Below are 11178 nucleotides of genomic sequence, written 5' to 3' on the forward strand. Positions count from 1 at the left end.
GCGGTGACCGCAGCGACGCGGTCACCGCGGGGGGTGGGTCACTTGACCGACTTGCCGGCGCTGCGCAGGTTCTGGGCGGCCTCGACGACGCGGGCGGCCATGGCGGTCTCCCCGGCCTTGCCCCACACGCGGGGGTCGTAGGTCTTCTTGTTGCCGACCTCGCCGTCGACCTTCAGGACGCCGTCGTAGTTGCGGAACATGTGGTCGGCGATGGGCCGGGTGAACGCGTACTGGGTGTCGGTGTCGACGTTCATCTTCACGACGCCGTAGTCGACGGCGTCGCTGATCTCCTGCTCGCTGGAGCCCGACCCGCCGTGGAACACCAGGTCGAACGGCTTGTCCTTGCCGACCCGCTGCCCGATCTCCTGCTGGATCTCCTTGAGGATCTCCGGGCGCAGCTTCACCCCGCCGGGCTTGTAGACGCCGTGCACGTTCCCGAACGTCAGGGCCGTCAGGTAGCGGCCCTTCTCCCCCGTCCCCAGCGCCTCCACCGTGGCCAGGGCGTCCTCGACGGTCGTGTAGAGCTTGTCGTTGATCTCGTGCGCGACGCCGTCCTCCTCGCCGCCCACGACGCCGATCTCGACCTCCAGGACGATCTTCGCGGCGGCGGCCTTCTCCAGCAGCTCCGCGGCGATCTGGAGGTTCTCCTCCAGCGGCACCGCCGAGCCGTCCCACATGTGCGACTGGAACAGCGGGTCCCGGCCGTTCTTCACGCGCTCGGCGGAGATCGCCAGCAGCGGCCGGACGAAACCGTCCAGCTTGTCCTTCGGGCAGTGGTCGGTGTGCAGGGCGATGTTCACGCCGTAGCCCTTGGCGACGTGGTGGGCGTACTCGGCGAGCGCCTGGGACCCCAGGACCATGTCCTTGACGGTCGTGCCGGACAGGAACTCCGCCCCGCCGGTGGACACCTGCACGATGCCGTCGCTCTCGGCCTCGGCGAAACCGCGGATCGCCGCGTTCAGGGTGATCGAGGACGAGATGTTGATGGCCGGGTAGGCGAAGGACCCCGCCTTCGCGCGGTCCAGCATCTCGGCGTAGACGTCCGGGGTGGCGATGGGCATGGCGACTCCTCCGTCGGGGCGACTCTGGCGGGGTGATCCTTCCACGGCGCCACCCGGGCGGGGAGGCGACCCTTCCCGGATGCCGACGGCGGGCGGTGGTGCGAGCGTGTGGGCATGACGGACAGCCAGCTGAGCGGGAAGAAGATCGCGTTCCTCGTCGCCACCGAGGGCATCGAGCAGGTCGAGCTGACCGAGCCGTGGAAGGCCGTCCAGGACGCCGGCGGCGAACCGGTGCTCCTGTCGACCGCGCCCGGGAAGGTGCAGGCGTTCAACCACCTCGACGCCGCGGACACCTTCGACGTGGACGTCGTCGTCGACGACGCCAGCCCGTCGGAGTACGCCGCCCTCGTGCTGCCCGGTGGCGTCGCCAACCCGGACGCGCTGCGGACCAGCCTGTCCGCGGTGAAGTTCGTCGGTCAGTTCGCGGCGTCCACGCGGCCGGTCGCCGCCATCTGCCACGCTCCGTGGACGCTGGTGGAGGCCGACGCGGTGAAGGGCCGGCGGATGACGTCGTGGCCCTCGCTGCGGACCGACCTGCGCAACGCCGGCGCCGAGTGGGTCGACGAGGAGGTCGTCGTGGACCGCTCCGGTCCCGGGCCGCTGGTCACCAGCCGCAAGCCCGACGACCTGCCCGCGTTCACCCGCGCCCTGCTGGGGGAACTGTCGTGAGCGTCGGCATCGGCTACACCTGCATGAGCGAGCAGTCCGACCCGCGCTGGCTGGTGCGGGACGCCCGGGCGGCCGAGGAGGCCGGTTTCGACACGGTCGTGTTCTCCGACCACGCCTCCCCGTGGCTGACGTCCCAGGGCCACGCCCCGTACGCGTGGTCGGTGCTGGGGGCGGTGGCCGCCACGACGTCGCGGGTCGAGCTCATGACGTACGTGACGTGCCCCACGATCCGCTACCACCCGGCCGTCGTGGCCCAGAAGGCCGCGACCGTCCAGATCCTGTCCGAGGGGCGTTTCGTCCTGGGCCTGGGGTCGGGCGAGAACCTCAACGAGCACGTCGTCGGTCACGGCTGGCCCGCCGTCGAGGAGCGGCAGGACATGCTCGTGGAGGCCGCCGAGATCATCTCCAACCTCTTCGACGGTGAACTCCTCACCTACGCCGGGGAGTACTTCCGCGTGGACTCGCACCGCCTGTGGGACGTTCCCGAGCACCGGGTGCCGCTGGCCATCGCCATCAGCGGCGAGAAGTCGGCGACGCGCTTCTCCCCGCTGGCCGAGCACGCCATCGCCGTCGAACCCGACGCCGCGCTCGACGCCTGGGACGCCGCCCGCGAACCCGGTCAGCGCCCGAGCCGCAAGATCGGGCAGATGCCGGTGAGCTGGGACGCCGACCGGGACGCCGCGGTCGCGCGCGCCCACGAGCAGTTCCGCTGGTTCGCCGGGGGGTGGAAGGTGAACGCGGACCTGCCGACCACGGCCGGGTTCGCCGGCGCCACCCAGTTCGTCCGGCCCGAGGACGTCGCCGCGCAGATCCCCTGCGGGAACGACGTGGAGGCCGTCGTGGAGGCCGCCTCGAAGTACTTCGAGGCCGGGTTCACCGACCTGGCCCTCGTGCAGATCGGCGGGGAGCACCAGGAGCAGTTCCTCCGGGCCGCCGAGAGCGACCTGCTGCCCGCGCTGCGCGAGGCGGCCCAGGGCACGAACCCTTCCCCCAGCTGAGCGGCGCCCGGGGGGCCGTCGCGCCCCCCGGGACCGGCGTGCCGGCCGGACGAGCGACGCGGGGACACCGGTGAGGGCACCGCGGCCGGGGTTCCCGGCGACCACCGCCCACGACGACGGCCCGCGCACCCCGGACCACGGCCCCGCCGTTCAAGGTCGGGGCCCGTCGGGCCGATGGGGCTGAGGTGAACAGGGATGACTGGCTCGCCCTGGCCCGGGCGACCGCGCAGGAGGAGCAGGAGCAGCAGGAACCGCAGGCCGGCCCGGTCCCGCCCCCGTTCGTCGTGCCCACCGACGTCACCGGCGCCGAGGCGGCGCGGCTGGTCGACCTGCACGAGTACCGCCTGCTGGACACCGCCGCCGACGACGAGGTGTCGGCCGTGGTGCGCGCCGCGGCCGCGGTCGCCGGCGTCCCGTACGCGTCGCTGAACGTCATCGACGAGGACCGCCAGCACCAGCCCACCGCCGTGGGCTTCGAGGGGCGGGGCACCGCCCGCGAGGACTCCCTGTGCGACCTGCACTTCCTCGACGGCGAGGTCGTCCACGTCCCCGACGCCTCCCTCGACGAGCGGTTCGCCCGCAACCCCTGGGTGGACGGGCGCCTGGGCCGGGTGCGCTGCTACGCCTCCGCCCCGATCACCAGCCCCGCCGGCCACGCCCTCGGGTCGCTGTGCGTGTTCGACACCGTCCCCGGCACCCTCACCGACCGGCAGCTCGGCGTCCTGCGCGACCTCGCCGGGGTCCTCGTCACCCTCATCGAACGGCGCCGGGAGGTCCGCCGCGCCGCCGAGCAGAGCGAGCAGGCCGCCGAGGCCCGGGAGCTGGCGGTCCTGGTGATGGGCGAGGCCGAGGAGCGCTGGGAGCTGAGCGAGGTCGTCGCCGACACCATCGACGTCGGCCTGGTCGTCGTCGACGAGCAGGGGCAGGTCAGCTCCACCAACCGGGCCGTGCGCCAGTGGCAGGGCGCCACCCCGGCCACCGCCACCTTCCTCGCCGCCGACGGCACCGCGCTGGGCGCCGAGGAGCTGCCGTGGGTGCGGGCCCTGCGCGAGGAGGCCGTGGACGGCGTCGAGGTCGTCCTGACCGCCGCCGGGCAGCCCGACCGGGTGCTGGTGTGCTCGGGCCGCGCGATGCACCGCGTCGACGGCAGCGTGCTCGGCGCGGTCGTCGCGCTCAACGACGTCACCCACGCCCGGCAGCGCGAGCAGGCGCTGGCCCGGGCGCACGCGGCGCTCGCCGAGCACAGCCGGCGGGTGCAGGCCCTGGCCGACGCCTCCCGCGCCCTGGCCTCGGCCGAGGACCCGCAGGAGATCATCTGCGGCTGGCTGCGGGACCTGACCGGGGCCGACGCCGCGTACCTGCTGCGCCCCGGCCGAGGCGGCCCCGACGGCGAGGACGGCGTGCTGCGAGCCGTCGCCGCGTCGGGGTACCCGGCCGAGGACGTCACCTACGACCTGCGCGAGCCGTCGCTGGCGGCGACCACCTTCACCAGCTCGACGCCGGTGTTCGTCGCCGACATGAAGACCGACCCCCGGGCGTCCCAGGCCCTCGTCGACGCCAGCGGGGTCGTGTCCGGGGCCTGGTACCCCGTGGTGCTGTCCGGGCAGCGCACGGTCGGGGTGCTGGGCGTGTTCTGGCGCACCCCGCAGCCGTCGCTGCCCGAGGACGTCCGGCCGGTGCTGCAGACGCTGTCGGGTGAGCTGGCCCACGCCGCCGAGCGGGCCGAGCTGCTGCAGCGGCTCGCCCAGGCCGCCGACCGCGACGCCCTCACGGGCCTGGCGAACCGGCGCCGCTGGGACGAGGCGATCGGCAGCGAGGTCTCCCGCGCGACCCGCACGGGGGACCCCCTGACGCTGGCGATCATCGACCTCGACCACTTCAAGGCGTACAACGACACCCACGGCCACCTCGGCGGGGACGCGCTGCTGCGCGAGTTCGCCGCCGCCGCCCGCGACTGCCTGCGGGAGGTCGACACGCTGGCCCGCTGGGGCGGGGAGGAGTTCGTCGTGGCCCTGCCCGGGTGCACGGCGGCCGACGCGGTGGTCGTGGCCGACCGGATCCGGGCGGCCGTGCCGCGCGGGCAGAGCTGCACGATCGGCCTCGCGTCGTGGCAGCCGGGGCTGCGGGTCGAGGAGGTCGTCGCCCGGGCCGACGAGGCGCTGTACCGCGGCAAGCAGGGCGGGCGCGACGCCACCGTCGTGCACGACGACCGCGCGCTCACCCCTTCAGCCCAGCGGTGAGCGCGCCGATCCCCTGAGGAGACCACCGGTCCCCCCTCCGGTGGCGCCTGGAACGCAGGAGGAAACCCGTGGCCACGTCTGGTGTCTCCCCGCGGCGCGACGGTGCGGTCCGCGGCAGCGGCGCCCCGTCGACCCGGCCGACGCCGGGTGCGGTGCTGCGCAGCCTCGCCTTCGCCCTCGCCTTCTGCGTCGCGATGCTCCTGGGCCGGCAGACCGTGATGGACGGCACCAGCATGAGCCTGGTGTGGCCCGCGGCGGGGGTGGCGGTGGTGTGGTTCGCCGCGCAGCGGACGGCCCGCACCCGGGGGCTGGACCTGGCGCTGCTGGTGATCACGACGTTCGCGCTGAACGCCCTCACGGGCCTGGACCCGGCGCTGGCGGTGTGCTTCGCGGCCGCCAACGTCGCCCAGGTCCTCACGTTCGAGGTGCTGTTCACCCGCTGGTGCCCGCAGGCGTGGGGCGCCGGCGGGGACCAGCCGCTGACCGGCCTCACGCAGCTGATGCGCCTGCTGACGGCCGCGTTCCTGGCGACCGGCGCGAGCGCCCTGCTGGGCCCGACGGCCCTGTGGGCGCTGACCGGGCAGTGGTCGTGGGTGGCGGCGCTGGTGTGGATGACCCGCAACACCGCCAGCATCCTGCTCATCGCCGCCGTCTGCTTCCGCATCGGCTGCCTGCTCACCGCTCGCCGCACCGACGGCGGCGCGCCCGTGGCGCTCCCGGTGCGCTGGCCGCGGAGCTGGCGGCTGGTCGAGCTGGTCGCGGCGGTGGGCTGCTCGGTGCTGGCCTACGTGCTGACCTTCGGCTACTACGACGGCCTGCCGGTGGCGTTCCCCCTGGTGGCGCTGTCGGCGTGGGTGGCGCTGCGCTTCGACACGACCATCGTCCTGGTGCACGACCTGGCGATGGGTGTGGTGGCCGTGCTGCTGACCCTGGGCGGGCACGGTCCCTTCGCGATGATCGTCGACGACGCCACCCGCGCCATCGTCGTGCAGCTGTACGTGGTCGTGCTGGGCGTGCTGGGCCTGGCGATGGCGATGGGCCGCGACGAGCGCGACGTGCTGCTGGCCCGGATGACCGCCTCGGCCGAGCACAGCCGTCAGCTGGCGCGGGAGGCCGCCGAGCAGCGTGCGCTGGCGCAGGAGGCGCGGGCCGAGGCCGAGGCCCGCGGGGAGCTGGCCCGGACCGTGCTGGACACGGTGGAGGTGGGGATCGTCGTGGCCGACGCGCAGGGCCGGCTGACGATGTTCAACCGCGCCGCGCGGCAGTGGCACGGCCTGGACGCCGACGCGTCGATGGACCCCGCCGACCACGCCGGCAGCTACGCCCTGTTCGGCCCCGACGGCACCCGCCCGCTGACCCTGGAGGACGTCCCGCTGCACCGGGCGCTGCGCGAGGGCGACGTGACGGGCGCGGAGATCGTCATCGCCCCGACCGGGCGTCCCGCGCTGACGGTGACCTGCTCGGGCCGGCGCATGAGCGGCGCCGACGGCGGCGCGCTGGGTGCCGTGGTGGCGATGACCGACGTCACCGCCGACCGCGCCCTGCGCCGCGACCTGGAGTCCGCCCGGCGCAGCGCTGCCGAGCAGGCCGGCCAGCTGGAGGCCGCGTTCGAGGCGTCGATGGTCGGCAACATCCACCTGGACCTGACCGGCGTCGTGCTGCGCGTGAACCCCGCCGCCGCCGCGATGCTCGGCTACGAGCCCGCCGACCTGGTGGGCCAGGGCTGGGGCCGGCACGTGCACCCGACGGACCGGGGCGAGGGCCGGGAGGTGGTGCGCGACCTCCTCACCGCCGGTGCGGTCGCGGGCGCCGCCGGGGTGGGCGGGCAGGTGCGGCACCTGCACCGCGACGGCCACGTCGTGCACACCCAGGTCTCCACCTCGGTGGTCCGCGACGCCGACGGGCAGCCGCTGTACCTGGCCAACCAGGTCATCGACGTCAGCGACCGCGTCAGCGCCGAGGACGACGTCCGCCGCCAGCGCGACGTCTCCACCCGGCTGCTGCGCGCCCTGAGCGACCTCGGCGAGGGGGTCTTGGTCGAGCACGAGGAGCAGATCACCTACGTCAACGAGGCCATGGCCCGCCTGACCGGCCGCCGCACCCCGGGTCTGCTGGCGCTGCCCACGTCCCTGCTGCTGGTCCCCGAGGCCGAGCAGGAGGCGTGGCTCGCGCGCCGGGAGTTCACCCCCGGCCGGGTGGCGACCACCGCCCCGCTGGTGACGGCCCTGCGCCGCGCCGACGGGACGACCGTGCCGGTGGAGGTGACGACCGTCGCGCTGCCCGACGCCGGCGGCCGCGCCACCCTCACCCTGGTGCGGGACCTGTCGGAGCGGATGCGGGCCCAGGCCGCGCTGGTCGCCTCCAACGAGCAGCTGCGGGAGGCCAACCGCCTCAAGGACGACCTGGTGGCGACCCTGAGCCACGACCTGCGCCAGCCGCTGGCGAGCACCGTCGGGTTCGCCGAGCTGCTGCTGGACGACTGGCAGGTGCTGTCGGAGGACGACAAGCGGCAGTACCTGGGGCGCATCCAGAAGGCGGGCCGCTGGGCCGACGACCTGCTGGGCGACATCCTGACGATGGCGCAGCTGGACGAGGGCACCCCGACCCCGCGCACCACCCGGGTCCACCTGCCGGCGCTGGTCGCCGACGTCGTGGACCGGCTCGGCCACGACGCCGACGCGGTCGACACCAGCGCCGTCGGTGACCTCACGGTGCTGGCCGACCGCGGGCACCTGGAGCAGGTCCTCGCCAACCTGCTCGGCAACGCCTTCAAGTACGGGGCGGCGCCGGTGCGGGTGGCCGCCCGCCACCGCGGCGAGCACGTCGCCCTCGACGTCGTCGACGCCGGTGAGGGGGTCCCGGAGGCGTTCGTGCCGCACCTGTTCGACCGGTTCGCCCGCGCCACCACCGGCGTCGCGGTGGAGAAGAAGGGCACCGGCCTGGGGTTGTTCATCGCCCGCACCCTCATCAACGCCGGCGGCGGGGACCTGACCTACCAGCCGGCCCGCGGCGGCGGGTCGCGGTTCACCCTGACCCTGAACGCGCTGGGTGACGAGCCCGGTGGGGGCGAGGACCCGCGCGCCGACCTGGCGCGGTCGGTCACGCTGGGCTGAGCAGCAGGTCCTGCAGGACGTCGGCGAGGGCGACCGAACCGAGTTCGGCGTCCTCGTCGGTGCAGTGCTCCTCCGGGGAGTGCGAGACGCCGGTGGGGTTGCGCGTGAACAGCATCGCGGTGGGCACGTGCGCGGCGAGGACCCCCGCGTCGTGCCCGGCGCCGGTCGGCAGCAGCGGCGCGGCCGGCAGGACGGCCCGCAGCCGCCGCGCGAGCGCCGGGTCGAACTCGACGGTGGGGCTGAGGGACTCCTCGCGGACCTCCACGGTGCAGCCCTCCCCCGCGGCGAGCTCGGCGGCGCGGCGGGAGACCTCGGCGACGACCGCGGCGGTCACGGCGTCCTGCGCGTGCCGCACGTCGAGCCACAGGTCGACGCGGGAGGCGATGACGTTGGTGCCGCCGGGGACGGGCTGGAACCGCCCGACGGTGGCGCGGGTCCCCGGGTGCCCGGCGGCGACCTCGCGGGCGGCGACGACGATCCGGGACGCGGCCAGCAGCGGGTCGCGGCGGTCCTCGAGCAGCGTCGTCCCGGCGTGGTTGCCCTGCCCGTGGACGGTGAACCGCCAGCGGCCGTGACCGAGGATCGACCCGGCGACCGCGACGGGGGCGCCGAGGTCGACGAGCCCGCGGCCCTGCTCGACGTGCAGCTCCACGAACTGCCCGATGCGGGCCAGCGCCTCGTCGTCGCGGCCGAACCCGGCGGGGTCGAGCCCCGCGGCCCGGGCGACGTCGGCGAAGGTGTTGCCGTCGGGGTCGGTCAGCGCGAGGGCCCGCTCGGGGCTGATCGCGCCGGTGAGCAGCCGGGACCCCAGGCAGGCCACCCCGAACCGGGAACCCTCCTCCTCGGGGAACACCGCCAGGCCCAGGGGCCTGGCGGGTTCGACCCCCCGCTGGCGCAGCAGGTCCACCGCGCGCAGGGCGGACGCGACGCCGAGCGGACCGTCGAACGCCCCGCCGCCGGGCACGGAGTCGAGGTGGCTGCCGGTGACGACGGCCCCGGTCAGCGGCGCACCGCCGGGGTTCCACCACGCCCACACGACACCGTTGCGGTCGGTCTCCGGTTCCAGGCCGCGACGGCGCAGTTCCGCGCAGCACCAGTCGAGGAGTTCGCGTTCGGCGGGGGCGAACACGGGGCGCGAGTACCCGCCCCGCACGGCGTCGCGGCCGGTGCCGGCGATGGCGGCCAGGAGCTGGGAGGTCTCGGACACGGGCCGAACCTACCCGCGACCTCCCCGGGGCCCACCCGGGCCGGCGGCCGGGCGGGTCGTCGCGAGCGGCGACCGTGACGACGACCCGACCGCCGGGGGCACGCCGGTGCCCGTCGAGGGGGCGCCCCGCTGCGGGTGCGAGCGGTTCGGATCTCCTCGCAGGCGTTGCGCCGCAACGGGTCCGATCGGCGTCCCGACGGGCCGGGCTCGCGGTGCGCGAGGTCCACGGTGGCGCGGTGACGCCGACGCCGTGTACGGTCCGGCCCACGGTGAACCCGCGCCCGGGGGCTTCGTCCCCCGGACCTGTCGAGTGCGCGGGTCTTCTCAGTGCATCGCCACACCGAGCTGACCCCGGTCAGCCTCCGCTCGTTCCTCCTCCTCACCGTGCTGGTCCCCCTGCGGGAACTCCCGCACCGGGTCCGTCCCGCCGTCGGCGAGGACGTGACGTGGTTCCTGCGGGACGGGCCGGTCCCGGCCGAACTCGGGCCGGACGTCCGACGCGCCACCGTCGAACCGTCCCCCGGCGCGGTCCCCGCCACGGGTTTCCCGGTGCGGGTCCGGGTCGTGGACCGGGCGACGACCGGTCCCGCCGACGACCGGCGCCCCGTCGAGGGGAGCGCGGGACTGCGGGACGTGCACCGGGCGCCGAAGCGGTTCCGCACCGGCCCGGACCGCCGCGACACGCACCTCCTCGTGGACCTCGCCGTCCGGCGGGCGTGAGCGGGGCCGGAACCCGTCCGGTGTCACGCCGCGCGGTCGGGCGCGGGGTGGTCGCCGCCGGCGAGGAGGTGCGCGAGCAGGAGCTCCACGAGGTGCACGGGGGCGAACCAGCTCAGGGCGGTGGGGATCCCGCCCGCCGCGACCACCCCGGCGACGGCGAGCGTCGTGACGCCGTACGCGACCGGACGGCGCAGCGCCGGCGGGGACGCAGCCACGAGGAGAGCGCCCGCGACGGCCGTGGCGCGCAGCGCGCACGCCGCCACCCACGGGACGTCGTCGGTGCGGGCGGCCAGGACGTGGGGGTGGACGTGCGCGAGGCAGAACAGGACGCGGTCGCGGGTGCCGGGCCGGTGCCACCAGCGCCGGGGCGGTGAGCACCAGCGCCAGCGCGCACCCGGCCGCGGCGGCGACGCAGCTGACCGCCCGTTCTCCTCGCGCGGCGCCCGGCCCCCGCCCGCCAGCCCCCGCGATCGAGGAGAACCGTCGTGCTGAACAGAGGTTCTCCTTGATCGGCGTGGTTCTGTCCTTGATCGCGGAGGGGGAGGAACGGGAGGGTGGGCGGTCAGCGGGTGTAGCGGACGTGGGTGGCCAGCGGGGAGTGGACGACCTCGACGGGGGTGAACGGGAACTCCGTGACCCCGTCGAGCAGCCGCTCCCCGGCCCCGAGCAGGAACGGCGCGACGTCCAGGAGCAGTTCGTCGACGACCCCGGCGGCCAGGGCCTGCCGGACGGTGGACGCTCCCCCGGCGATCCGGACGTCCTGCTCCCCGGCCGCCTCCCGGGCCCGGGCGAACGCCTCGCCGAACCCGCCGGTGACGAAGTGGAACGTCGTGCCCGTGGTGGTCAGCGGCGGCCGCCGGTGGTGGGTGAGGACGAACACCGGCGCGTGGTAGGGCGGTTCCTCACCCCACCAGCCGCGCCAGGACTCGTCCGGCCACTCCCCCCGGACGGGCCCGAACATGTTGCGGCCCATGACGACCGCGCCGATCGGCCGCAGCAGCTCGGCGCGCAGCGCGGCGTCGGCGTCGTGGCCGGGCTCGTCGGCGCGGAACATCCACGCGTGCAGCCGCCCGACGTCGCCGGTCCCCACGGGGTGCTCGAGGGACTGGCCCGGCCCGGCGGAGAACCCGTCGAGGGAGAGGGACTGGTGGCAGACGACTCGGCTCATGA

9 protein-coding genes are annotated in these 11178 nt (G+C 75.3%); 5 read left to right on the top strand and 4 right to left on the bottom strand.

Annotated elements, in window-relative coordinates:
* Nucleotides 1-38 precede the first annotated feature (38 nt).
* Nucleotides 39-1061: a class II fructose-bisphosphate aldolase gene (gene fbaA / locus ACRYRX_RS19120; protein WP_432514459.1), complete on the bottom strand. Its 1023-nt coding sequence runs from the start codon at nt 1059-1061 to the stop codon at nt 39-41.
* A gap of 114 nt (nt 1062-1175) precedes the next feature.
* Here fbaA and ACRYRX_RS19125 point away from each other — a divergent pair, with 114 nt between their 5' ends.
* From ACRYRX_RS19125 to ACRYRX_RS19140, 4 genes are all read left to right on the top strand, one after another.
* Entirely contained in the window at nt 1176-1730 is a 555-nt protein-coding gene (locus ACRYRX_RS19125; protein WP_432514461.1) for a type 1 glutamine amidotransferase domain-containing protein, read from the top strand.
* Complete coding sequence (locus tag ACRYRX_RS19130) at nt 1727-2728, top strand: TIGR03557 family F420-dependent LLM class oxidoreductase (protein ID WP_432514463.1); 1002 nt, start codon at nt 1727-1729, stop codon at nt 2726-2728. The genes ACRYRX_RS19125 and ACRYRX_RS19130 overlap by 4 nt, the downstream gene beginning before the upstream one ends.
* A gap of 185 nt (nt 2729-2913) precedes the next feature.
* Nucleotides 2914-4968 (top strand): sensor domain-containing diguanylate cyclase, encoded by a 2055-nt coding sequence (locus tag ACRYRX_RS19135; protein ID WP_432514464.1) that lies wholly within the window; start codon nt 2914-2916, stop codon nt 4966-4968.
* 68 nt (nt 4969-5036) lie between these two features.
* Nucleotides 5037-8081: a PAS domain S-box protein gene (locus ACRYRX_RS19140; protein ID WP_432514465.1), complete on the top strand. Its 3045-nt coding sequence runs from the start codon at nt 5037-5039 to the stop codon at nt 8079-8081.
* Here ACRYRX_RS19140 and ACRYRX_RS19145 read toward each other — a convergent pair.
* Nucleotides 8068-9288, bottom strand: coding sequence for an allantoate amidohydrolase (locus ACRYRX_RS19145; protein ID WP_432514467.1), 1221 nt, complete (start codon nt 9286-9288; stop codon nt 8068-8070). The two genes, ACRYRX_RS19140 and ACRYRX_RS19145, sit on opposite strands and share 14 nt — an antisense overlap.
* Nucleotides 9289-9615: 327 nt before the next feature.
* Between ACRYRX_RS19145 and ACRYRX_RS19150 the strand changes: the two genes are divergently transcribed.
* Nucleotides 9616-10008 (top strand): hypothetical protein, encoded by a 393-nt coding sequence (locus tag ACRYRX_RS19150; protein WP_432514468.1) that lies wholly within the window; start codon nt 9616-9618, stop codon nt 10006-10008.
* Between the two features lie 23 nt (nt 10009-10031).
* Here ACRYRX_RS19150 and ACRYRX_RS19155 read toward each other — a convergent pair whose 3' ends face one another.
* Both ACRYRX_RS19155 and ACRYRX_RS19160 read right to left on the bottom strand, forming a co-directional pair.
* Complete coding sequence (locus tag ACRYRX_RS19155) at nt 10032-10223, bottom strand: hypothetical protein (RefSeq protein WP_432514470.1); 192 nt, start codon at nt 10221-10223, stop codon at nt 10032-10034.
* A gap of 347 nt (nt 10224-10570) precedes the next feature.
* The gene (locus tag ACRYRX_RS19160; protein ID WP_432514471.1) at nt 10571-11176 is read right to left on the bottom strand and encodes a dihydrofolate reductase family protein; all 606 of its coding nucleotides are present in this window, start codon (nt 11174-11176) and stop codon (nt 10571-10573) included.
* Between the last annotated feature and the right edge of the window lie 2 nt (nt 11177-11178).

Source organism: Kineococcus lubricus (assembly GCF_050871965.1).
Lineage (GTDB): Bacteria > Actinomycetota > Actinomycetes > Actinomycetales > Kineococcaceae > Kineococcus.